General features: G+C 38.4%; 23 protein-coding genes and 1 other annotated feature. Of the genes, 17 read left to right on the top strand and 6 right to left on the bottom strand.

Annotated elements, in window-relative coordinates:
* The first annotated feature begins 5 nt into the window (after positions 1–5).
* The 5 genes from ACIFUW_RS08250 to tsaD all read left to right on the top strand — a co-directional run bounded on the left by ACIFUW_RS08250 (position 6) and on the right by tsaD (position 3,909).
* Positions 6–986 carry a LacI family DNA-binding transcriptional regulator gene (locus ACIFUW_RS08250; RefSeq protein WP_002288449.1) on the top strand — a complete coding sequence of 327 codons (981 nt, stop codon included), beginning with the start codon at positions 6–8 and terminating at the stop codon, positions 984–986.
* Positions 987–1,176: 190 nt separating this feature from the next.
* Positions 1,177–1,899, top strand: coding sequence for a tRNA (adenosine(37)-N6)-threonylcarbamoyltransferase complex dimerization subunit type 1 TsaB (gene tsaB, locus ACIFUW_RS08245; RefSeq protein ID WP_002343909.1), 723 nt, complete (start codon positions 1,177–1,179; stop codon positions 1,897–1,899).
* Entirely contained in the window at positions 1,883–2,425 is a 543-nt protein-coding gene (gene rimI / locus ACIFUW_RS08240) for a ribosomal protein S18-alanine N-acetyltransferase (protein WP_002288446.1), read from the top strand. Before tsaB ends, rimI (ACIFUW_RS08240) begins: the two co-directional genes overlap by 17 nt.
* A gap of 6 nt (positions 2,426–2,431) precedes the next feature.
* Positions 2,432–2,896 carry a ribosomal protein S18-alanine N-acetyltransferase gene (gene rimI, locus ACIFUW_RS08235; protein ID WP_002288445.1) on the top strand — a complete coding sequence of 155 codons (465 nt, stop codon included), beginning with the start codon at positions 2,432–2,434 and terminating at the stop codon, positions 2,894–2,896.
* Positions 2,893–3,909: a tRNA (adenosine(37)-N6)-threonylcarbamoyltransferase complex transferase subunit TsaD gene (gene tsaD, locus ACIFUW_RS08230; RefSeq protein WP_002288444.1), complete on the top strand. Its 1,017-nt coding sequence runs from the start codon at positions 2,893–2,895 to the stop codon at positions 3,907–3,909. Before rimI (ACIFUW_RS08235) ends, tsaD begins: the two co-directional genes overlap by 4 nt.
* A 608-nt stretch (positions 3,910–4,517) precedes the next feature.
* Here tsaD and ACIFUW_RS08225 read toward each other — a convergent pair.
* Entirely contained in the window at positions 4,518–5,219 is a 702-nt protein-coding gene (locus tag ACIFUW_RS08225; protein WP_002288442.1) for a Crp/Fnr family transcriptional regulator, read from the bottom strand.
* 460 nt (positions 5,220–5,679) lie between these two features.
* Here ACIFUW_RS08225 and arcA point away from each other — a divergent pair, with 460 nt between their 5' ends.
* The 4 genes from arcA to argS all read left to right on the top strand — a co-directional run bounded on the left by arcA (position 5,680) and on the right by argS (position 11,192).
* Positions 5,680–6,909: an arginine deiminase gene (gene arcA / locus ACIFUW_RS08220; RefSeq protein ID WP_002288439.1), complete on the top strand. Its 1,230-nt coding sequence runs from the start codon at positions 5,680–5,682 to the stop codon at positions 6,907–6,909.
* Positions 6,910–6,999: 90 nt separating this feature from the next.
* Complete coding sequence (argF, locus tag ACIFUW_RS08215) at positions 7,000–8,019, top strand: ornithine carbamoyltransferase (RefSeq protein WP_002288437.1); 1,020 nt, start codon at positions 7,000–7,002, stop codon at positions 8,017–8,019.
* 114 nt (positions 8,020–8,133) lie between these two features.
* A complete protein-coding gene (gene arcC, locus ACIFUW_RS08210; RefSeq protein WP_002288434.1) occupies positions 8,134–9,081 on the top strand; it encodes a carbamate kinase in 948 nt (315 codons plus the stop codon).
* 145 nt (positions 9,082–9,226) lie between these two features.
* Positions 9,227–9,424: a binding site (T-box leader), on the top strand.
* 76 nt (positions 9,425–9,500) lie between these two features.
* Positions 9,501–11,192 (top strand): arginine--tRNA ligase, encoded by a 1,692-nt coding sequence (gene argS / locus ACIFUW_RS08205; RefSeq protein WP_002288432.1) that lies wholly within the window; start codon positions 9,501–9,503, stop codon positions 11,190–11,192.
* A gap of 453 nt (positions 11,193–11,645) precedes the next feature.
* Here the strand turns inward: argS and ACIFUW_RS08200 are convergent, their stop codons facing one another.
* The 4 genes from ACIFUW_RS08200 to ACIFUW_RS08185 all read right to left on the bottom strand — a co-directional run bounded on the left by ACIFUW_RS08200 (position 11,646) and on the right by ACIFUW_RS08185 (position 14,103).
* On the bottom strand, positions 11,646–12,191 hold the full coding sequence (locus ACIFUW_RS08200; protein ID WP_002288430.1) for an HAD hydrolase-like protein: 546 nt from the start codon (positions 12,189–12,191) through the stop codon (positions 11,646–11,648).
* A 3-nt stretch (positions 12,192–12,194) separates the two neighbouring features.
* A complete protein-coding gene (locus ACIFUW_RS08195) occupies positions 12,195–12,323 on the bottom strand; it encodes a hypothetical protein (RefSeq protein ID WP_002296514.1) in 129 nt (42 codons plus the stop codon).
* Positions 12,316–13,407, bottom strand: coding sequence for a 2-aminoethylphosphonate--pyruvate transaminase (gene phnW, locus ACIFUW_RS08190; RefSeq protein WP_002347278.1), 1,092 nt, complete (start codon positions 13,405–13,407; stop codon positions 12,316–12,318). The genes ACIFUW_RS08195 and phnW overlap by 8 nt, the downstream gene beginning before the upstream one ends.
* Positions 13,408–13,623: 216 nt before the next feature.
* On the bottom strand, positions 13,624–14,103 hold the full coding sequence (locus ACIFUW_RS08185; protein WP_002293881.1) for an arginine repressor: 480 nt from the start codon (positions 14,101–14,103) through the stop codon (positions 13,624–13,626).
* A 358-nt stretch (positions 14,104–14,461) separates the two neighbouring features.
* On the opposite strand from ACIFUW_RS08185, the gene rpsB reads away from it, so the two are divergent.
* The 4 genes from rpsB (at position 14,462) to frr (ending at position 17,642) form a co-directional block, all read left to right on the top strand.
* On the top strand, positions 14,462–15,244 hold the full coding sequence (rpsB, locus tag ACIFUW_RS08180) for a 30S ribosomal protein S2 (protein ID WP_002293880.1): 783 nt from the start codon (positions 14,462–14,464) through the stop codon (positions 15,242–15,244).
* Between the two features lie 98 nt (positions 15,245–15,342).
* On the top strand, positions 15,343–16,224 hold the full coding sequence (gene tsf, locus ACIFUW_RS08175) for a translation elongation factor Ts (protein WP_002293878.1): 882 nt from the start codon (positions 15,343–15,345) through the stop codon (positions 16,222–16,224).
* 135 nt (positions 16,225–16,359) lie between these two features.
* A complete protein-coding gene (pyrH, locus tag ACIFUW_RS08170) occupies positions 16,360–17,082 on the top strand; it encodes a UMP kinase (RefSeq protein WP_002293877.1) in 723 nt (240 codons plus the stop codon).
* 2 nt (positions 17,083–17,084) lie between these two features.
* Positions 17,085–17,642: a ribosome recycling factor gene (gene frr, locus ACIFUW_RS08165; RefSeq protein WP_002293875.1), complete on the top strand. Its 558-nt coding sequence runs from the start codon at positions 17,085–17,087 to the stop codon at positions 17,640–17,642.
* A gap of 318 nt (positions 17,643–17,960) precedes the next feature.
* Here frr and ACIFUW_RS08160 read toward each other — a convergent pair whose 3' ends face one another.
* Complete coding sequence (locus ACIFUW_RS08160; protein ID WP_002297404.1) at positions 17,961–19,211, bottom strand: IS110 family transposase; 1,251 nt, start codon at positions 19,209–19,211, stop codon at positions 17,961–17,963.
* A gap of 408 nt (positions 19,212–19,619) precedes the next feature.
* Here ACIFUW_RS08160 and ACIFUW_RS08155 point away from each other — a divergent pair, with 408 nt between their 5' ends.
* From ACIFUW_RS08155 to ACIFUW_RS08140, 4 genes are all read left to right on the top strand, one after another.
* Complete coding sequence (locus ACIFUW_RS08155; protein ID WP_002294134.1) at positions 19,620–20,432, top strand: isoprenyl transferase; 813 nt, start codon at positions 19,620–19,622, stop codon at positions 20,430–20,432.
* Positions 20,429–21,229 carry a phosphatidate cytidylyltransferase gene (locus ACIFUW_RS08150; RefSeq protein ID WP_002296531.1) on the top strand — a complete coding sequence of 267 codons (801 nt, stop codon included), beginning with the start codon at positions 20,429–20,431 and terminating at the stop codon, positions 21,227–21,229. The genes ACIFUW_RS08155 and ACIFUW_RS08150 overlap by 4 nt, the downstream gene beginning before the upstream one ends.
* A 160-nt stretch (positions 21,230–21,389) precedes the next feature.
* Positions 21,390–22,658 (top strand): RIP metalloprotease RseP, encoded by a 1,269-nt coding sequence (gene rseP, locus ACIFUW_RS08145; protein ID WP_002288494.1) that lies wholly within the window; start codon positions 21,390–21,392, stop codon positions 22,656–22,658.
* Positions 22,659–22,725: 67 nt separating this feature from the next.
* A complete protein-coding gene (locus tag ACIFUW_RS08140) occupies positions 22,726–24,435 on the top strand; it encodes a proline--tRNA ligase (RefSeq protein WP_002288495.1) in 1,710 nt (569 codons plus the stop codon).
* Positions 24,436–24,524 lie beyond the last annotated feature (89 nt).

The raw sequence follows: 24,524 nt of genomic DNA, 5'->3' as shown, positions 1-24,524 counted from the left end.
GACAAATGGCAACAATTAAAGACATTGCGCAGTTGGCAGGAGTTTCTCCTGCTACTGTTTCAAGAGTTCTCAACTATGATCCTGATCTTTCCGTTGGCTTAGCAACAAAGCAAAAAATTTTTGAAGCAGCAGAACGCTTAAATTATACGAAACATCGTAAAAATGCAGCAAATACTAAGCAAACGCTTCGCCTGATCCAGTGGTACGACGATACGGAAGAGCTTGAAGATCTTTATTATTTATCTATTCGCCTAGGAATCGAAAAAAAGGCAGAAGAAGCAAACGTTACTTTATTGAAAGAAACGTGGGATTCCATTAGTGATCTTCCGGCAGATGGAACGATCGCACTAGGAAAATTCGACGAAGCTCAGTTATTAGAAATGAAAGGATCCCAAAATGCCTTGCTTTTGGTAGATTCTGACGGCACTTCTCAAGGAATCGACTCTCTAGTTGTCGACTTTAAGTCAAGTGTTCAAAAAGTCATTGAACACTTTGTCTCCCATAAAGCGCAACATATCGCTATGCTTGCTGGAACAGAATATACGAAGAAAAACCATCAGCGGCTAAAAGATCCCAGAATTATGGCATTTCAACAAGTTTTGGCAGAAAAAGGCTACGACGAAGGTCCAATTATCGAAGCAGATTTTTCTGTCGAGTCAGGATATCAAGCAGTGAAGCAATATTTAAAAACGAATCCGCATGTTCCTGATGCGCTTTTTGCAGCTAATGATGCATTAGCGATTGGCGCACTGAAAGCGATTCAAGAAAAAGGTTTAGTGGTACCAGAAGATATTTCTGTGATGGGCTTCAATGATGTCAGTGTAGCGAAATATGTAACGCCCTCGCTTTCTACTGTAAAAGTTTATACCGAATGGATGGGAGAGCTAGCAGTGGAGACGATTCTTCAATTAAGTAATTCCAAAGCACCGGTTTCAAGAAAGATTATTGTGGAAACAGAGTTGATTATTCGAGAATCAACGAAATAAAAGATGGAAAAGCTGTGGGAAAATGGAGTGATACCGCAGCTTTTTTGTGTTTCAGGAAGGGGCAAAATTTGCCCGCCAGCAGATAATCATGTATTATTGTACTAGTTTTGCCTTTGGTATTTTCATCCTCAGAATAAAAAAGTATGCTACAATGGAAGGCGAGAATGTCATAGCAGAAAGGATCAAATATATGATTACATTAGGAATAGATACTGCAAACCAAACTTTGGCGATCGGTGTGGTAGAAGACGAACAAATTCTTGGACAAATACAAACAAATATCAAACGCAACCACAGTGTAACACTGATGCCTGCAATCGACCAATTGTTTGCAGATCTTCAAATAAGTCCAAAAGACATTGACCGAATCGCGGTTTCTGATGGTCCCGGTTCTTATACAGGGCTTCGTATAGGTGTAACGACAGCAAAAACGATTGCTTATACATTAGATAAAGAGCTAGTAGGAGTATCTAGTCTGAAAACCATCGCGGCTAATTGCATCGGTGTGGATAATATTATTGTGCCCATGTTTGATGCTCGAAGAAAAAATGTATACGCTGGGGCATACCGCTGGAAAGAAAATAGATTAGAAACTGTACTTGAAGATGTACATATTTCTGCTTCTGATTTGTTCACACAACTACAAAAGCTGAATGAAGCTATTTATTTCGTCGGGAGTGATTGTCACAAATTCTTCTCTGAAATAAAGGAAATATTGCCTAGTGCGATGATTAATACAGTTCCAGCATGGGATATTCCAAGTGGTGTAACTGTGGCTCAATTAGGTGCTTTAGTTGAACCAGTTGCAGAGAAACAAGCTTTTCTTCCTCGCTATTTAAAACGAGTAGAAGCAGAAGAAAAATGGTTGGAGACGCACACACCTGGAGACGAAAGTTATGTTGAAAAAATTTAGAGCGTATGCCAGAAGCTTTTTTCAAGATAAAATGATTTATACAGAAAAAACAGTCGAACAAATCGATCGTCGTTACGTACTAAGAGAATTGACTACAGAAGATATCAAAGAGCTGCTGGATGTCGAACGAGAAGTCTATAATGGCGAATTGCCATGGACAAAAAGTGCCTTTATATCAGAATTGAAGTCACCGCTTCCTCATCTATATCTAGGTATCTTTGATAATGGAAGAATGATTGGTTTTATCGGTTCAAGAGCGTTCGGTTTAGATTGCCATATCACGAATATTGCCGTTCGACCGGCATATCAGCGTAAACGAATCGGTTCGCTGCTTATTGACGAAATCGAGAACTTTGCTATAATGAATCGCTGTGAGACGATGTCATTAGAAGTGCGTATGAGTAATCAAGATGCACAAAGACTTTATCGGAAATTGGGGTTTCAAGCAACAACGATCAAAAAAAGATATTACACTGAAACAAAAGAAGATGCGTTGGATATGATAAAACTTTTAGAAAATGAGTGAGATTAGTTGATTTGCAGAAAAAAAGATTTTGATGAAGCGTACTTGGCAGAATGCGTATGGATGATTAGCGAAAATGCTTATCCACATGGTTCACCTTGGACGAAAATGCAGTTTTTGGCAGACATCCAACAGCCTCACTCTGATTATCTGCTTTTAGCTGAAGATAACCAGATCTGTGGCTTTATTGGATACTCGAAAGTAATAGATGAAGTCGAGATCACAAATATTGCTGTTGCAGTTTCAGAACAAGGAAAAGGGCATGCACGGCATTTGTTACAATTACTGATTACGGAACAAATAAAAGATTCGCTGCATGTTTTTTTAGAAGTACGTCTATCTAATGAAGCAGCAAGAAAACTTTATGAATCAGAAAAGTTTCGTATATTAGGTAAACGGAAATCATATTATCGCAATCCGACGGAAGATGCGATCATTATGAGCAGAAAGTTAAAAACGGAGACGATGAAATGAATGAAGAATTGATTCTGGCGATTGAATCAAGTTGTGATGAAACGAGTGTAGCGGTCGTTAGAAATGGAACAGAGATCTTATCTAACATCGTTGCTTCTCAAATAAACAGTCATAAACGTTTTGGTGGCGTAGTACCTGAAGTAGCTAGCCGCCATCACGTAGAACAAATCACCTTATGCTTGGAAGATGCACTGGTAGAAGCTGGTGTGTCGGCAGAAGATTTATCGGCAGTCGCTGTCACTTATGGACCAGGACTTGTCGGCTCGTTGCTGATTGGTATTTCTGCAGCTAAGGCTTTTGCTTGGGCACACCAATTGCCGCTTATTCCTGTAAACCATATGGCAGGGCATATCTATGCAGCCCGTCTGGTTAAACCATTCCAGTTTCCATTGATGGCACTTCTTGTTAGCGGAGGACATACAGAATTAGTCTATATGCAAGAAGATGGATCATATGAAATCATTGGGGAGACAAGAGATGACGCAGCAGGAGAAGCTTATGACAAAGTTGGAAGAGTATTAGGTCTTTCTTACCCAAGCGGAAAAGAAATCGATCAGCTAGCTCATCAGGGAAAAGATAATTACCATTTTCCGCGAGCGATGATCCATGAAGATAATTATGATTTCAGTTTTAGCGGATTAAAAAGTGCATTTATCAATTTGGTGCATAATGCACAACAGCGTGGAGAAGATCTAGACAAAAATGATTTAGCAGCTAGCTTTCAAGCAAGTGTGATCGATGTATTGATTACTAAAACACTTCGAGCTTGTCAAAATTATCCAGTCAAGCAACTGATTATAGCTGGAGGTGTAGCGGCCAATCAAGGGTTGCGTGAAGGATTGCAGGATGCTTTGGCAGCTAAACTCCCTGAGGTAGAACTAGTGATTCCCCCTCTTCGACTTTGTGGAGATAATGCTGCAATGATTGGAGCAGCAGCACATGTGGAAATGCAAAAAAGAAATTTTGCTAGCTATCAGTTGAATGCTGATCCAAGCTTGGTTTTATCTGAATAAAGAGGTTGTGAAAAAGCTGCCCTGCATCAAGTAATAAGAACAGCCCAGGAAAAACGGCTTCTCATGTTTTTGACCTGGCTGTTCTTATTACCGCGTATGCAAGCTTTTGAACGCCGTTTAATCAAGAGTTCGTAAGCCTGTCGTTTAACTCTGATTCACAAGGAACAATTTCAAAAAACAGCTCCTCATGTTTATGAACATTATGACTTGTGACCGAAGAGTTGACAGGTACACACCGTTTAATCGAAATAGGGCTGTGACACGTTTTTGTCAAAGCCCTATTTTTTACATACTTTTAATCATTATTGTTATTTTGCTATTTTTTACAGCTTATTTATCATTATCCGTTCCTCTGATTGCCCTCACTGAGTAATCGTTTATTGTCGAGGAATATCGAATAATCTAGATCGGATGAGGACAAGACGCTTCATCTAGTTAATCTAACAGTATTTTTTGCAAACAGTGAATATTACATAACTGAAACACACATAGAAAATCTTTGAGTCTTGTCCAGTGATCTAAAACTGCCGGATCTTTCAGAAGTTTTAGGGAGGAAAATAAGCAGTGACCCTGATATTTATCAGGGTCACTGCTTATTTTTGTTCGCGTTATTCTCTCATAGCTGGAGTAGTAGCTGTCTTACAGAAAGTAAAACGCTTTTTGTCATAATCTAACAGCCCGGAATCACGTAGTTGTTTGATTACTTGTCCAGCAGTTTCACGTGTCGTGCCGCTATTCACTGCTAATTCTTTTAAGGTGATCGGATAAGGAATGGTGATATGACCATCTTTTGTTGGTACGCCCAATTCTTCTTTCAAAATGAATAAATTTTGTTTTACCCGGTCAAAGGCGCTAGAGGTCAATCCGATTTGGATACGCAATTCATGTATTTCAACTACTTTAGAAATTTTTTGTATCATATAGATCAACTGTTCGGGATTTTTTCGTGCTAATTTTTCATAGTAGGAAACAGGAAGGTAGAATGTTTCAATATCAGTCATCGCTTGAGCTGTATAAGTGTAGGTCTCTTCTCCAAACATTCCTGACATAGGAAAAAGGTTATTTGTATTCACATAGTCATAGTAGTAATAAGTTGCACTTTCATCATAACGTTCTAAACGAACGAGTCCTTTGGTCAAGATATACAACCGTTGTCTGGGATCACCATCGTCGAAAAGGATCTGTCCTTTTTTATAAGAACGAAGAACAGTATGTTCCTTGATCTGTTGGAACTCTTCATCCGAGAAATGTTCAAAATCAGGTTGATATCTGAGTTTTGAAAAGTGAAAATCGATTTTATTAACACGCATTAAAAAGTCCTCTCCTTATTGTTCACTATATTTATTGTCACTTTTTTTAAAGAATTTGTAAAGTTTTAACATACCAACATTAGAAACAAGTTTTAATACTTTACAAATATAATTTGTTATTATGTAAAAAATATACAATGGTATTGAATAATTTGTTTTGAAGCGAATGATTTGTGTATAAAAAACAACAATAATACATATAGTAAACGCTAACAACGATAATATAATTTATTTTTTTAATTTATTCAAAAAAATTTTTTCAATGAATAAATATTTTTTTGAAAGTGTATACAGAATAAAAAATGAATAAATTACGCTTAAAAATAGAAAAACGTTTAATTATTTAATTATCGAATATTAATGTGAGGAATGTCTCGTTTTGAATGAGACAAAATTATGAAAGTGATTACAAAAGGAGGATATCCTATACATGTAATCAAAAAGAAGGAGGCAACACAACATGGATAAACCTATTCACGTTTTCTCTGAAATAGGGAAATTAAAGACAGTTTTACTGAAACGGCCTGGACAAGAAGTGGAAAATTTGACACCAGATATTATGGATCGTCTGTTGTTCGATGATATTCCATATCTTCCGATTGCTCAAGAAGAACATGACAACTTTGCGAAGACATTGCAAAATGAAGGCGTCGAGACTCTTTACTTGGAAAAATTAGCGGCAGAAGCGATTGACGCAGGCAATGTCAAAGAACAATTCTTGAATAAAATGTTGGATGAATCTCATATTGCATCGAATGCTGTAAGAGAGGGTCTTCATGAGTTCCTTCTATCAATGGAAACGCAAGAAATGGTAGATAAAATCATGGCTGGGGTTCGTACAAAAGATATCGAAGTACGTTCTAGCAGTCTATATGATCTGTCAGCAGACGATGACTATCCATTTTACATGGACCCAATGCCAAACTTGTACTTTACACGCGACCCTTCCGCATCAATGGGAAATGGGATGACAGTCAATAAGATGACTTTTGAAGCACGTCGTCGTGAATCGATGTTTACAGAATATATTTTGAAACATCATCCAAGATTTGCAAATAAAGGAATCGAAGTATGGTTGGATCGTGAAAATCCAGATCATATCGAAGGCGGAGACGAATTGATCTTAAGCGATAAAGTAGTAGCTGTTGGGATTTCTCAACGAACTAATGCGAAAGCTTTAGAAAAATTAGCACGCCACCTATTCGCAAAAAATTCAGGATTTGAAAAAGTGTTGGCAATCAAAATTCCGAACAACCGTGCAATGATGCATTTGGATACCGTATTTACAATGGTAGATCACGATAAATTCACTATCCATCCAGCAATTCAAAGTAAAGACGGTAAGATGGATGTCTTTACAATCGAACCAGATGGTGATGATATCAAGATTACTCATTCAGATAACTTACACGAAACGATGAAAGCTGCTCTTGGATTAGATGATCTTGTACTGATCCCAACTGGTAATGGAGATGAGATCGTTGCACCTCGAGAACAATGGAATGATGGATCAAACACATTGGCAATCGCTCCAGGTGTTGTAGTCACTTATAACCGAAATTATGTATCGAACGAATTGCTTCGTAGCTATGGCATCAAAGTGTTAGAAATCAATTCAAGTGAATTGTCACGAGGTCGTGGTGGTCCACGCTGCATGAGCCAACCACTTGTCCGTGAAGACTTGAAGTAATTTGTTTCCTGACGGCAGTCTTACTGTCAGCTGCCGTCGGGATTTCCTCTTTAATCTTAAATAAAAACAATCTAAAGGAGAATGTTTAATATGAAAGAATCAGTATTCCAAGGAAGAAGCTTATTAGCAGAAAAAGACTTTACAAAAGAAGAATTACAATATTTGATCGATTTTTCAGAACACTTGAAAGACTTGAAAAAACGTGGTATCCCACATCACTATCTAGAAGGAAAAAATATTGCGCTTTTATTTGAAAAAACATCTACACGTACTCGTTCTGCATTTACTACTGCAGCGATCGATCTAGGTGCACATCCTGAATATCTAGGTGCAAATGATATCCAATTAGGTAAAAAAGAATCCACAGAAGATACAGCTAAAGTACTAGGACGTATGTTTGACGGAATCGAATTCCGTGGATTCAGTCAAAAAATGGTAGAGGAACTAGCAGAATTCTCTGGTGTTCCAGTTTGGAATGGCTTGACTGATGAATGGCATCCAACACAAATGATCGCTGACTTTTTAACTATCCAAGAAAACTTTGGAACAGTAGAAGGTATCACTGTTGCTTACTGCGGAGATGGTCGAAACAATATGGCTAACTCTTTATTAGTCACAGGTGCAATTTTAGGAGCGAATATGCGTATCGTTGCACCAAAAGAATTACAACCTGAAGAAGAAATCGTCAAAATGGCAGAAGGCTTTGCTGAAAAATCCGGTGCACAATTGATGATTACCGACGATGTTGATAAAGGTGTAGACGGAGCAGACGTCCTTTATTCTGATGTATGGGTATCAATGGGTGAAGAAGATAAATTCGAAGAACGTATCAAATTGTTGAAACCTTACCAAATCAATATGGAAATGGTAGAAAAAACACACAACACAGATCGTTTGATCTTCTTGCACTGCTTGCCAGCTTTCCATGATACAAACACTGTTTACGGTGAACAAATGAAAGAACGCTTTGGCATCACTGAAATGGAAGTAACAGATGAAGTCTTCCGCAGCAAATATGCTCGTCAATTTGACCAAGCAGAAAATCGTATGCACTCAATCAAAGCGATCATGGCAGCAACATTAGGTAACTTGTTTATCCCTCGCGTTTAAGCATAACCACATTCATCTCACGAAAAAACGAGTCAGCATTGAGGGAAAATCACAAAACGCTGGCTCGTTTTGTTATCTAGAAAATTCGGTAGAACTGAAGAAAGGACGAATGAAATGGCCAAACGAAAAGTAGTTGTCGCTTTAGGGGGCAATGCCATCTTGTCTACGGATGCAAGTGCAAAAGCCCAACAAGAAGCGTTAATGGAAACAGCAAAGTATTTAGTGAAATTTATCGAACAAGGAGATGAATTGATCATCTCCCACGGAAATGGTCCGCAAGTCGGTAACCTATTGATTCAGCAGCAAGCTGCTGATTCTGAGAAAACACCGGCAATGCCTTTAGATACATGTGTTGCAATGACAGAAGGATCTATCGGTTACTGGTTACAAAACGCCATGGGCGAAGTACTGAAGGAAAAAGGGATCGATAAAGATGTGGTTTCTTTAGTCACTCAAGTTATTGTGGATGAAAATGATCCTTCATTCAAAAATCCAAGTAAACCAGTCGGTCCATTCTACACGGAAGAAGAAGCCAAAGAACAAATGAATGCTGACTCCACTGTGACATTCAAAGAAGATGCTGGACGTGGATGGAGAAAAGTAGTCGCTTCCCCTAAACCCATCTCGATTAAAGAAGCACGTGTCATCGAAACGCTGGTCGATCAAGGAGTTATCACAGTCTCTGTTGGTGGCGGTGGGATTCCTGTTGTAGAAACAGCTACTGGATTAGAAGGACGAGAAGCCGTAATCGATAAAGATTTTGCTTCAGAAAAATTAGCCGAAATCATCGATGCGGATTTGCTGATCGTATTGACAGGAGTAGACAATGTGTATGTCAATTACCAAAAACCAGATCAAAAGAAATTAGAAACTGTTACTGTTTCAGAAATGAAACAATACATTGATGAAAAGCAATTCGCTCCAGGAAGCATGCTTCCGAAAGTAGAAGCAGCTATTGCATTTGTTGAAGCAAAACCAAACGCTAAGGCAATCATCACTTCTTTAGAAAATATCGAGAATCTTTTAGCTTCTGAAGAAGGAACGATTATCGTAGCTGATTAATTTGTTAAGTCTTTCGTATTTACGAAATGATTTATAGCTATCCAGGTGGTATTTCTTCTCCTTTAGGCCATCTGGATTGTTTTTTTATGAAACGACTAGCCTTTCGTTTTTTTTTCTGATATAATTCAAGAAAGTTTAATAAGACTAAGATTTGTTGAACAAGAGAGTACTTGTATCATTCTTGGCTAGCGAATTCGGAAGTGGTGGAAGCCGAATGAAGAAGATACAACGAAGCGCACTTGGAGAATTCTGTTTTAAACAGACGGTCGTCTACCGATATCAGATGGAGCTGGTCCTTTTTTAGGACAATTGGAGTGGTACCGCGGGAAATCTCGTCTCTAGTGATGGCATACTAAGTATGCCGTCGCTAGAGATTTTTTTTGTTTAACAATCAAGGGAACACTTTAGGAGGAATAAAGATGAATAATAAAGATCTTGTCGCAAAAGCTGTCTATGACGCTGTCAAAGATGATTTAACACTGGAACAAGTCGAGCAATTACTAGAAAATCCAAAATCAGCTGAACACGGAGATGTTGCATTTCCAGCCTTTTCATTAGCAAAAGTTTACCGAAAAGCGCCACAGCAAATCGCTGCAGATTTAGCAGAAAAAATCGATTCTGCCAACTTTGAAAAAATCGAAGTTGTCGGACCTTACTTGAACTTTTTCATGAATAAAGAACTTATCAGCAAAAAAGTTTTGCAAACAGTAGTGAAAGAAAAAGAACATTATGGGGATAGCAACATCGGGAATCAAGGAACAGTACCAATCGACATGTCTTCTCCTAATATTGCCAAACCAATCTCAATGGGACATTTGCGTTCGACAGTTATCGGTAATTCGATCGGTTTCATTATGGAAAAAATCGGTTATCAGCCAATCCGCATCAACCATTTAGGTGACTGGGGAACACAGTTTGGAAAACTGATCGTCGCTTACAAAAAATGGGGTACAGAAGAAGCTGTTAAAGCAGAACCAATCAATGAATTGCTTCGTTTATACGTCCAATTCCATGAAGTAGCTGAAACAGAACCAGAATTAAATGAAGAAGCTCGTGCTTGGTTCAAACGTCTGGAAGAAGGCGATAAAGAGGCTATTCAATTATGGCAATGGTTCCGTGATGAATCGATGAAAGAATTCAATAAAATCTATGATCTGCTGGAAGTACGTTTCGATTCGTTGAACGGTGAAGCTTTCTACAATGACAAGATGGATGAAATCGTCAAACTTTTAGAAGAAAAACATTTGCTGAACGAGGATAAAGGTGCAGAGATCGTTGACCTATCTGCTTATGACCTGAATCCAGCGTTGATTAAGAAGTCAGACGGTGCGACACTATACATTACACGTGACTTAGCTGCTGCATTGTACCGTAAACGTACTTACGACTTCAAACAATCTCTATATGTAGTAGGGAATGAACAAAGCTATCATTTTAAACAGTTGAAAGCTGTCTTGAAGGAAATGGGCTTTGACTGGTCTGACGACATGCACCATATTCCATTTGGTTTGATCACGCAAGGTGGTAAAAAATTATCAACTCGTAAAGGAAAGATCGTCTTATTAGAAGAAGTATTAAATGAAGCAATCCAATCTGCTAAAGAACAAATCAGCGAGAAAAACCCTGATTTGGAAAACAAAGATGCTGTAGCTAAACAAGTTGGGGTTGGGGCAGTCATTTTCCACGATTTGAAAAACGATCGACTGAATACATTTGACTTTAACCTGGAAGAAGTTGTTCGATTTGAAGGAGAAACTGGACCTTATGTGCAATATACACATGCTCGTGCAGTCAGCCTGTTGGAAAAAGCAGGATTTGTCCCTTCAGAAACAGCAGACTATGCATTGAATGACGATACCAGCTGGGAAGTGGTTAAATTAGTTCAAAAATACCCTGAAACGGTCTTGTCTGCTGGGGAAAAATACGAACCGTCAGTGATTGCGAAACATGCAATCAAATTAGCACAAGCATTCAACAAATACTATGCTCATACGAAGATTTTAGCTGATGATGAACAAAAAGAAGCACGCTTAGCTCTAGTTTATGCAGTGACTGTATTATTGAAAGAAGACCTTCGTTTGCTAGGACTTCATGCACCAGATAAGATGTAAGAAAAAGAGAATGTGAAATCAGCGTTCTGATCCGAGTATTAGAGAAACAAAAGAGAAAATAGCTTTTCAAATTTTATCGTTTTTTGAGCAAATACCGAGAGTCAGCTGAATGAACACCGTTTAGTGGAGAGGTTGTCTCTTAAACACTGTTTGTTTGCAAATAAGGGGACTGTGACAAAAGTCGTGTCACAGCTCCCTTTTTTTTTTCGAATAAACGGTGTTCAAAAGCTTGCATCTGCGGTAATAAGCCTAACCAAACGAAAAATATGAGGAGCTATTTTTGCTTGGCTGTTTTTATTACTTGATACAGGACAGCTTTTTCACAACCTCTTATTTTGTATAAAAGTCATTCTGGATTCATGTCAGCGTACAAAATGTATTCTGTTAACTCTTTTAAATTGTTTACACAAATATCAGCGCCGGCTTGTTGGAATCTAAGAGCAACAGACTGTTTTAAACGATCTTTTTCCCCATCTCTAATTTTTGGTACTCATCATAAGAAATCCCCATTAGCGAACTACCTTCAATTACACCTACTGTCAACACTCCGGCATTTTTCCCTTCCTGGATATCTGAGACCGTATCTCCGACTTTGATTACTTCATCAACCGACTTGTTTTTGAAGTACTGCATGTTTTTATGGATCATATAAGGAAACGGTCGACCATACCCTTCGACGTCTTCAAAAGTTGCCATGAAGTCTGGTGAATACCTTTCTTTTTTTGCGGTTTCTGCTACGATTGTCATCATAGGAGCATTAAATCCATTCGTGGAACCAATATTGATCCCAGCGTTTCTCAACCGTTCGATCGTTTCCAATGTGTCGGGTTTCAAGGTAGAATGCTTGACCAAATCTTTAAACAGATAATGTTCAAATTGTTGATACAATTCCTCCACCTCTTTTTCCTGAGGTAGTTGTCCATAAATAGCTATCCATTGTTTTTTGACAGAAGGGAGGGAAAGAAGCTGTTGGATATGATCCCATTTTAATTTTCCCATCGGTTAGCGGATTTCTTTGTCAGTCAGTTGGATTCCTTTTTCTAGAAAAGCATTTCTAAAAGCGTGGACAGGAGCCATACAGCCAAAGTCCACAGTTGTTCCTGCCCAATCAAAAATTACAGTTTTAATCATTAACGTTCTCCTTATAGTCTTTGATAATTGCTGTCAGTTCCAAAATATCTTCCGGATAGATCTCGCCAATATTTCCGATACGAAAACATTCATGATCGCTGATTTTCCCGGGATAGATCACAAATCCATTTTGCTTTAAATACTGATAAAAATGATTAAAATCAAATCGCCAGTCCTTAGGGTAAAGAAAAGAGGTGATGAATGGCCCCTGATATTCTTGAATGAAAGGCTGGAACCCCATCTCTGTCATTTTTTGTCGTAGCACATGATTATTGGCGAGATAACGTGAATATCGAGTTTCGATTCCTCCTTCTGCCTCTAGTTCCTTCAGCGCTTGTTGAAAAGCCAAAACCGTATGGGTAGGGGAAGTGAAACGCCATTTGCCATTCTCGTTTTCCATCACGCGGTACTGGTCATATAGATCAAGTGACAAACTTCGGCTAACATTTTTTCGTTTTTCCAGTTCCGCTTTATTAGCAAGTACAAAAGAAAAGCCTGGAACACCTTGAATACATTTGTTTGAGCTGGAAATCAAAAAATCAATCCCTAGTTCGGCTACACAAATCGGTATCCCACCAAAGCTTGACATCGCGTCCACTATAAACAAAAGATCTCTTTCTTGCGTGACAGCAGCAATCTCTTCCAAATTATTCAAAATACCGGAAGTAGTCTCGCTATGGACCATTGCTAGTGCGGAGATAGACGGATTCTCTTCAATCAGCTGTGTAATCACATGAGCTTGGAGGATTTGATGTTCCGATACCTCATAAACGGTATAGTTCAGTTTCAGACATTCGCACATGTTGATCATTCGTTGTCTATATGCGCCGTTTGAACAAATCAGTACAGTATCTTCTGGCCTGATCACAGAACTTAATACCGATTCTACCCCGAAGGAGCTGCTACCTTGCATTAAGACCGTTGTGTATATTCCTTCCGATACTTGAGCAAGATCCAATAATTCTTTTCTTATCCATTGTGTAATTTCTTTGTATTCTTGATCCCAAGTACAATGATCGATCAGCATAGCATTTTTCACTGTTTCAGAAGTCGTCAATGGTCCAGAAGTTAATAATTTATACATATGATTTCCTTTCATTTCTTTTTTGAAATACACAAAGAGCAAGAAGCTGCTCTTGTTAACATCCAATATAAATGATGATTATTGTGATTCAATCAAGGTGTTGAAAAATTTGAATAAAAAATGATGTATTTTTGTAAAGAGTGTAAAGGTTTATTCAATAAGGAAAATATTGAAAATAAAAAAACACGCATTCCATATTAGGAATACGTGCTCTGATTAAAAAAGTGATACTTCAGTTGGATGGTGAAGAAATTCTTCTACTCGTTTTGCGTCCTCCTCATTTTCCGAGATGACCATGATCGTATCGAATCCAGCAATTGTACTGACAATAGAGGGAGGTTTGATCTCATCTAAAACAGATGCAAATAAATGAGCATTGTCTGGCAAGGTATTGACGATCGTCAAAAAGTGGACTCGTTCGACTTTCAATACAATGTCTTCAATCATTTGAACCAGCCGATCCTCTTCCTCAGTCCTAGTCTCAGGAGTTCCTTTTTCGCGAAACAATACGAAGCGGGAAACGCCATTTTCATCAGGTGCCTTCACGATTTTTAGATCACGGATATCTCGAGAAATCGTTGCCTGCGTGGCGGTAACGCCATAATGCCCAAGTTTGTTTAATAGTTCTTCTTGCGTACGGATCGGGAATTCTTCAATGACTTGTTTAATCAGCAAATGTCTTTGAGCTTTGCGCATTTTCTTTCTCCTTTACGAAAGATTTCACATGTATCATAACAAAAAAAAGAAGGATTGCCCAATAATATTCGTCTTTTATACCTAAAATTATTTTATGGAAAAAGGATAATAAAGAAACAAAGAGAAATCTACTGTTTTTCTTGAATTCTTTTTATCTTTCAGGTAAACTATTGAATGTTGAGCAGAAAAGTATATTTGCTCTTGCGATACGGATCTTTTGTCTGTATAATAGCTGAGGGTGCTTTATGCATCAGCAAATCCACATTCTTATTGGATTGTCGGTAGGTGCTTGAAAAAGTTTGCCGGCAAGGTAGAAGATAAGAAGAGGAAAAATAAAACCAAATCGGAGGAAACAAACATGGCAGTAATTTCTATGAAACAATTACTAGAAGCCGGCGTACACTTTGGTCACCAAACTCGTCGCTGGAATCCAAAAATGAAGAAATATATCTTCACAGAAAGAAACGGAATCTACATCATTGACTTGCAAAAAACAGTTAAATTAGTAGATGCAGCTTATGATTACATGAAGAGCGTTGCTGAAGAAGGCGGCGTAGCATTATTCGTAGGTACAAAAAAACAAGCACAAGAAGCAATCAAAGAAGAAGCAACTCGTGCAGGACAATACTTCGTTAACCATCGTTGGTTAGGCGGAACATTGACAAACTGGGATACTATCCAAAAACGTATCAGCCGTTTGAAACAAATCAATGCAATGGAAGAAGATGGAACTTTTGAAGTTCTACCTAAAAAAGAAGTTGCTGGTTTGAACAAAGAACGTGAACGTCTTGAAAAATTCTTAGGCGGTATCGCTGATATGCCAAGAATCCCAGATGTAATGTACATCGTTGACCCACGTAAAGAACGTATTGCTGTTCAAGAAGCACACAAATTAAATATCCCAATCGTAGCTATGGTTGATACAAACTGCGATCCAGATGAAATCGACGTAGTAATCCCTTCAAACGACGATGCAATTCGTGCCGTTAAATTGATTACTTCAAAAATGGCTGATGCTTTCATCGAAGGAAACCAAGGTGAAGATCAAGTAGTTGAAGAAGATTTCACAGAAGAAAACACAGCAACATCAATCGAAGAAATCGTAGATGTTGTTGAAGGCGACAATTCTTCAGCAGAATAATTTTGAATGATGGAGCTGTTTCAAAGGCTGGGCGACAAGCCTCACTCTCCTTTGAAGCAGCTTTTTTTAAAAAGAAAAACACACAGGAGGAGTTAAACATGGCAGACGTTACAGCTAAAATGGTAAAAGAACTACGCGAAATGACTGGCGTAGGAATGATGGATGCGAAAAAAGCATTAGTTGAAGTAGAAGGCGACATGGAAAAAGCAGTTGATCTTTTACGTGAAAAAGGAATGGCAAAGGCTGCGAAGAAAAATGACCGCATTGCAGCTGAAGGATTGGCTTCAGTTGCTGTGAAAGGTAACACTGCAGCAATCGTTGAAGTAAACTCAGAAACAGACTTTGTTTCTAAAAACGAAATGTTCCAAGATTTAGTAAAAGAAATTGCAGAACTTGTTGCTGAAAACAAACCAGCAGACATGGAAGCTGCAATGAAAATCAAAACAGATAAAGGTACAATTGAATCTGACTTGATCGAAGCAACTCAAGTTATCGGAGAAAAAATCAGCTTCCGTCGCTTTGAAGTTGTAGAAAAAGACGACAATGCTGCATTTGGTGGATACTTGCATATGGGCGGACGTATTGCCGTATTGACTGTTCTAGATGGAACAACTGACGAAACAGTTGCAAGAGACGTAGCTATGCACGTAGCAGCTATCAATCCTCGTTATGTAAACGAATCACAAATTCCAGAAGCTGAATTAGAACATGAAAAAACTGTTCTTACAGAACAAGCATTGAACGAAGGCAAACCAGCGAATATCGTTGAAAAAATGGTAGAAGGACGCTTGAAGAAATTCAAAGCAGAAATCGCTTTGGTGGACCAACCATTCGTTAAAGATCCTGATATGACTGTTGAAAAATACGTTGCATCAAAAGGCGCAACTGTTAAAACATTCGTACGTTTCGAAGTTGGCGAAGGTATCGAAAAACGCGAAGATAACTTTGTAGAAGAAGTTATGAGCCAAGTGAAAAAATAATTCTGTTGAATAACAGACGGGAACGCACGGTTTGTGCGCTCCCTTTTTTTAAGCAAAACAAGAAAAACCAGTCTTAGAGTGTCGAAATCATCTAAGTATGGTAAAATGGCAATAGAAAATATTGGAGGAATGAACATGGTCACACCGAAATATCAGCGTGTAGTCTTAAAATTGAGTGGAGAAGCTTTAGCTGGGGACGCAGGATTTGGAATCAAACCACCAGTAATCAAAGAAATCATCCAAGAAATCAAAGAAGTTCACGAGCTGGGCGTTGAAATGGCAATCGTTGTGGGCGGCGGAAATATCTGGCGCGGACAAATCGGAGCACAAATGGGCATGGAACGTGCTCAAGCTGATTACATGGGTATGTTAGCTACAGTTATGAATGCCTTAGCTTTACAGGATACGTTGGAAAACGTGGGTGTACCGACACGCGTGCAAACTTCGATTGAAATGCGTCAAATCGCAGAGCCATATATTCGCCGTAAAGCAGAACGTCATTTAGAAAAAGGACGGATCGTTATCTTTGCAGGCGGTACCGGCAACCCGTACTTCTCGACAGACACAACAGCAGCATTACGCGCGGCAGAAATCGGCGCAGATGTTATCCTGATGGCTAAAAACAATGTAGACGGTGTTTATTCTGCTGATCCGAAAGTAGATGCAAATGCAGTAAAATTTGAAGAACTGACTCATCTGGAAGTTATTGCCAAAGGATTACAAGTCATGGATTCAACTGCAAGTTCACTAAGCATGGATAATGATATTCCACTGCTTGTCTTCAATTTAAATGAACACGGAAATATTCGCCGTGCAATCTTAGGCGAAAATATCGGAACAACTGTAAGGGGGAAATAAAAATGGCAGATGCAATTATGACAGAAGCAAAAGAAAAAATGAAAAAAGCAGCACAAAATCTTCAACGTGAACTTGGGCAAATCCGCGCAGGCCGTGCGAACGCTAGCCTTTTGGACCGTATTACTGTGAACTACTACGGTGCGCCAACACCATTGAACCAAATGGCATCAATCCAAATTCCAGAAGCACGTGTTTTAATGATCACACCTTTTGACAAGAGCATTCTTCAAGATGTTGAAAAAGCTATTATGGCAAGTGATATCGGAATCAGTCCAACCAATGATGGAAATGTCATTCGCTTAGTTATCCCGCAACTGACAGAAGAACGCAGAAAAGAATTAGCTAAAGATGTTAAAAAAGAAGCAGAAAATGCAAAAATCGCGATTCGTAACATCCGTCGTGATGCGATCGATGAATATAAAAAACAACAAAAAAATGGTGATATTACCGAAGATGATTTGCGCGGATTAGAAAAAGACGTACAAACATTGACAGATAACAGCATCAAAGAAGTAGATAAGATCGCTGCTGATAAAGAAAAAGAATTATTGGAAGTTTAATAAAATCATAAAAACAGAGGGGCGGATCATTCCGCTTCCTCTGTTTTTATTTATATTTCTTTTATTTAAAAATTAAAAAAAGAAAAAATTATTCAGTTTTTAAATAAAAAAACAATGATTTCATAGGAAAAACAGTTAGATATTGCTATAATACTTAAGATAGTGGGAATCTTTTAAGTATAGTCTAATGGTGATAAGTCAAGATGAAATTTAAGATTTTCTTTATTGAGTAATATGTTTTGAAGCGCACGAAACTAGACCCGATCAAAATCAAATTTTTTTCGGGTTGATTCAAGGATTTGCGTCAATAACGGATTGTTATTTCTCTATCACACTCCTTGGTGGCGTATAGAGTTGGTGTTTACGTAGTAGCGTATCCACCAGACGCGTAAATTTTCTTGCGGTTAGGACGAGTGCACGTTTGTGTTGATGCTTTGGAACCTCCTTATATTTACTTTGATAAAAAGCTTTGTATTCAGGAAGATAATTTTTTACAGAGTTGGCAGCTTCAACTAAGTAGTATCTAAAATATCGATTTCCTTGTTTTGTCAGAGGTGTATTTTGCGACTGATAGTTTCCAGATTGGTTCACTTTCCAACTTAATCCAGCGTATTTTGCCAATTTTGTCTGATCTTCAAATCTTTCGATTTGACCAATTTCAGCGATTAAACCGGCAGCATAGACTTTACCAACGCCTGGAATACTGGTTAAGCATTGATATTCTGGAATGACAACAATTACTTGTTCGATGGCTTTATCTAATTCTTTGATATTTTTTTCAAGTGCTCGTATTTCTCGTACGAGAACACTTAAAACAACATTAATTGATTCTTGTGCAAGAGCACCTAGGCGGTAACTCATGGTAATTGCACGTTGAATTGCTTTAGCGATTTTTTCTGGTTGCTTGAAACGGCCTTTTCCTTTTTCTTGAAGTAAATCACAGAAAGCTTCTAAAGGAAGCTCAGCAAGTTCATCCAATGTGAAATCTTCCGTCATGAGTGAAATGAGGGTTGCACTAAAAAGACTCGTCGATTCGTCTCGCATTTCTCGAGCAAGCGTATTACATTTGTACGTTAGATTTTCAAGAAAATGTTGCTTTGTACGAATCAATTGCTTAATAAGTTGATAGCGAGTACGTGTTAAACGCTGTAAGGCCATGTATTTCTCTTCTTTGATAGGGGAAGTTGTGAATCGTTGAATACGCAAGAAATCAGCGATTCTTAATGCATCGTTTCGATCAGTTTTATTCTCATCAAACATGCGACTAAATTGTTTCACCCGAAAAGGATTTTCAATCGTTACAAGTGTGTTGAGCTTCTTTAGTTTCTCATCTTCATGAAAAAACATGGAAGGATGGAAGCTGTACATGGACGTTGACTCCATGCCAATCACAATTTGATCAAAGTGGTAGCTGTCATTGAATTCAAGAATTGTTTCTCGTATGAATGAAGCACCTTCGATGTCATTGGCAACAGAGATTTCAGATAAGATAGACAATTGATTGTCGTCTGTTAAAAAACAAACATCTAGTTTTTCAGAGCTAACGTCAATACCGACAAATAATTTCATGGAAGAAGGACCTCCTTTCGATATAAATTTTGGAAAATGCTTCGATACTGTGGGATTTCCCAGAAACTCACTGTATAGCCACAACCTCGCCTAATAGAATACGGTGATAAAAGAGCTAGAAGCTGCCTTCCAAACTACTATTTGAAAGTCTAGTCCATTATCGAAACAGCTAATGAGTTGGTAGTGATAACAGTGGTTCGGGTAACAGACTAAACAGGGTAGACAAACGCTACAGGAGGAAATAGCAAATTCCCGTTGGATCCTTTCCATACATCCATTGTACTCTGAGAAATCACACAATATCGAAACAAATTCCGTTAGGAATGTGTTATTCAATAAATTTTATAATCTAGAAACATTTTGAATAAAAACTATTAGACAAATGATATTTTACGAGGAGGAAAAAGAATGTTACGTTTTTTTCCGCAAAAAAACAAATATATTCAAGAAAAAAGCGAATTTCAATTTAATACCGATGGACCAATTCCTCAGCACATTGCCATCATCATGGACGGCAATGGTCGTTGGGCGCAAAACCGTCGTTTGCCACGAGTTGCTGGCCATAAAGAAGGCATGGAAACAGTAAAGAAAGTCACAAAAAAAGCATCAAGGCTTGGAGTGAAAGTGTTGACGCTTTATGCCTTTTCGACTGAAAACTGGAAGCGACCAAAAGATGAAGTAAGTTTTCTCATGCAACTACCTGTCGACTTCTTTGATACGTTCGTACCAGAATTGATTAAAGAAAATGTCAAAGTTCATGTCATGGGTTATGAAAACGTATTGCCAGAACATACGCAAGATGCTGTAAGACGTGCAATTGAGCAAACAAAAAACAATACTGGAATGGTATTGAATTTTGCTTTGAATTATGGAAGCAGAGCAGAGATCGTGACTGCTGTCCAAGAAATTGCCGAAGAAGTAGCAAAAGGAGAAATACACGCAGAAGAAATCGATGATGAATTGATTGCTAAGCATTTAATGACAGGTTTCTTGCCTAAAGAGTTACAAGATCCTGAGCTGATGATCCGTACAAGTGGAGAAGAGCGAATTAGTAATTTTCTGTTATGGCAGATCGCATATAGTGAGCTGTATTTTACAAAAGCGCTTTGGCCTGATTTTGATGGTGCGCATCTTGAAGAAGCAATCGCCTCTTATCAAAATCGAGACCGTCGATTCGGCGGTGTAAAAAAAACAGAAGATGAGAAAGGGGATCAGTCATGAAACAACGTGTGGTCACAGCAGCCGTGGCGCTAGTCTTGTTTATTCCGATTATATGGATCGGAGGCATAGCGGTTGAGCTTACAGCAGCAATCTTAGCAGTAATAGGAGTTTACGAGCTGTTTCGGATGAAAGGATTGACACTCTTAAGTTTTGAAGGAGTTTTATCCGCCGTTGGTGCAGTGTTACTTGTTTTGCCAAAAGAAAGATGGTTTTTCTTTCTTCCAGAGAATGTAAGTACATTTATGTTATTTTATCTTATAGTTATGATTCTTTTAGGAACATCAGTTATTTCTAAAAATACGTATACGATTGATGAAGCAGGTTTTCCTGTGCTTGTCAGCTTGTATGTGGGAATAGGTTTCCAGAATTTTGTCAATGCACGAACAGAAAGCTTGGCTGTTTTGATATTTGGTCTATTTATTGTTTGGGCAACTGATATCGGAGCATATATGGTTGGTCGACGTTATGGTCAGCATAAGTTAAGTCCTGATATTTCGCCCAACAAAACGATTGAAGGTGCGCTCGGTGGTATTGGTAGTGCTGTTGTAGTCGCATTTCTTTATTTATTGCTATACCCAGCAAAAGAACTATTTAATCATGGTATGTTTGTCATGCTTCTGATGACGATTATTTTTTCAGCAGTCGGACAATTTGGTGATTTGGTCGAATCTGCAATCAAACGTCATTATGATGTGAAAGACTCGGGAAATATCTTACCAGGCCATGGTGGAATCTTAGACCGTTTCGACAGTTTGCTGTTTGTATTTCCTATCATGCATTTATTTGGCATTATTTAGTAAGTATACCTGCGTTTCTTTGTGAATTTCATAAAAGACGCAGGTTTTTATTTTTCATTATATTGATACTATTGGTGTCTTTGGTATACTATGGTAAAATTATAGTGTTTTATCGTTGTTTTATAAAAAACACAAAAAACAAGTAAAGGAGAAAAAAGCTATGAAAACGATTCTGACATTTATCATCGTTTTTGGTATATTAGTGATTGTTCATGAGTTTGGTCATTTCTTCTTTGCGAAACGATCAGGAATCCTCGTTCGCGAATTTGCTATCGGTATGGGTCCGAAAATTTATGGGCATCAAGCAAAAGACGGGACAACATATACGCTTCGCCTATTACCTATTGGCGGTTATGTTCGAATGGCAGGCAATGGGGATGATGAAACAGAAATGGCACCAGGAATGCCTCTTTCTCTTTTACTAAATTCTGACGGCATCGTAGAGAAGATAAATTTAAGTAAGAAAATCCAATTGACAAATGCTATCCCGATGGAATTGAGCCGTTATGATTTAGAAGATGAGCTGACTATCACTGGTTATGTGAATGGAGACGAAACAGAAGTAGTAACCTACCCTGTTGATCATGATGCGACGATTATTGAAAACGACGGAACAGAAATCAGAATTGCGCCAAAAGACGTACAGTTCCAATCGGCTAAATTGTGGCAGCGTATGCTGACCAACTTTGCTGGACCCATGAATAACTTTATTTTGGCAATCCTGTTATTCATCATTCTGGCATTTATGCAAGGTGGTGTTCAAGTGACGAACACTAATCGCGTAGGAGAGATCATGCCTAATGGAGCTGCGGCAGAAGCAGGCTTAAAAGAAAATGATGAGGTAGTCAGTGTGGACGGAAAAGAAATCCATTCATGGAATGATCTGACAACAGTCATTACGAAAAATCCGGATAAAACATTAGACTTTAAGATCGAACGAGAAGGTCAGGTGCAATCTGTCGACGTGACACCGAAATCTGTAGAGTCAAATGGCGAAAAAGTTGGCCAACTTGGTATAAAAGCCCCAATGAATACAGGTTTTATGGATAAGATCATTGGAGGGACGCGTCAAGCTTTCAGCGGTTCATTGGAAATTTTCAAAGCCTTAGGATCACTATTTACAGGTTTCAGTTTAGATAAATTAGGCGGACCTGTCATGATGTACCAATTGTCTTCAGAAGCAGCAAATCAAGGTGTAACAACTGTTATTAGTTTGATGGCGCTTCTTTCAATGAATCTCGGAATCGTCAATCTGCTTCCGATTCCTGCCTTAGATGGCGGGAAATTAGTCTTGAATATTTTTGAAGGGATTCGCGGGAAACCATTAAGTCAAGAAAAAGAAGGAATATTGACATTAGCTGGCTTTGGATTTTTAATGTTGTTGATGGTGCTAGTTACATGGAACGATATTCAACGATTCTTTTTCTAGAAAAAGTTGACAAATAGGGTATAATAACAAACGATAACTATTTTGAGGAAATAAAGGAGTATATAGAATGAGACAATCAAAAATGTTGATTCCAACATTACGCGAAGTTCCAAATGATGCAGAAGTATTAAGCCATCAAATCTTGCTAAGAGCTGGATATATCCGCCAAGTATCAGCGGGTATTTATTCATATCTGCCATTAGCAAATCGTGTATTGGAAAAACTGAAACGCATTATGCGGGAAGAATTTGAAAAAATCGGAGCGGTAGAAATGCTGATGCCTGCCATCTTGCCAGCAGAACTTTGGGAAGAATCCGGGCGTTACGAAACATATGGACCAAACTTGTATCGTTTCAAAGACCGCAATGATCGAAAAATGATCCTTGGACCAACTCACGAAGAAACTTTTACTGATTTGATGCGTAATGAAATCAATTCATATAAGAAATTACCTTTAAATCTTTATCAAATCCAACCTAAATATCGTGACGAAAAACGACCTCGCTTCGGTTTGCTTCGCGGAAGAGAGTTTATCATGAAAGATGCGTATTCTTTCCATGCAACGGAAGAAAGTTTGGACGAGACATATAAAGATTACGAAAAAGCCTACACCGAAGTATTCAAGCGTTGTGGCTTAGAATTTCGCTCGATTATCGGAGACGGTGGCGCAATGGGCGGGAAAGACTCAAAAGAATTCATGGCGATCTCAGAAATCGGGGAGGATACGATCTGTTATTCGACTGAAAGTGATTATGCTGCAAACTTGGAGATGGCTACAAGCTACTATGTATCAAAAAAATCGCATGAAACACAGCTTGAATTGGAGAAAGTAGCTACACCTAACGTAAAATCAATTGACGAAGTAGCAGATTTCTTTTCTGTTGAACCTCAAAAAATCATCAAGTCTGTATTGTTCATTGCGGATGAACAACCTGTCCTTGTTTTGGTACGCGGAGACCATGAAGTCAATGACGTAAAACTGAAAAACTTTTTATCTGCTGACTTTTTAGAAGAAGCAACAGAAGAAGAAGCACAAAAATATCTAGGTGCTGAGTTTGGTTCTGTCGGACCAGTCGGTGTTTCAGATGACGTAAAAGTATATGCAGACCGTTATGTCCAAGATTTAGCGAATGCCATTACTGGAGCGAACGAAACAGGATTCCACTATAAAAATGTGAATCCAGAACGCGATTTCACTGTACTTTCTTATGAAGATCTTCGTTTTGTACAAGAAGGAGATCCTTCACCAGACAACAATGGTGTTCTTGCCTTTACTCGAGGAATCGAAATCGGACATATCTTCAAAATCGGCACTCGTTACAGTGAATCTATGGGAGCAACTGTACTAGACGAAAATGGACGAGAAAAATTTGTGATTATGGGCTGTTATGGTATCGGTGTAAGTCGTTTATTATCAGCAATCGTAGAACAACATTCAGATGAACAAGGAATCAACTGGCCAAAAGGAATTGCGCCATTTGATTTGCATATCGTCCAAATGAATCTAAAAGACGAATACCAAACAAACCTGACGAATGAACTAGAAGAAGCGATGACAAAAGCTGGCTATGAAGTACTGGTTGATGACAGAAATGAACGCGCAGGAGTGAAATTCGCGGATTCTGATTTGATTGGCTGTCCAATCAGAATCACTGTCGGTAAAAAAGCAGTGGATGGAATCGTAGAAGTGAAAATCAAGAAAACTGGCGAAATGGTTGAAGTACGTAAAGAAGAATTGGTGAATACTTTACCAATCCTCTTGAACCAAGGCGAATAATAAGCGTTAAAACACAGAAAATAAAAATAGCTGAATCAGCTGTTTTTGACAATCTGATGATTCGCTTTTAAAATTGGAACTGCGATTTG

The organism is Enterococcus sp. PLH-Efm8, assembly GCF_053011625.1.
The sequence above is the reverse complement of the archived record's forward strand: the minus strand, read 5'-3'. Positions and strand labels throughout refer to the sequence as shown.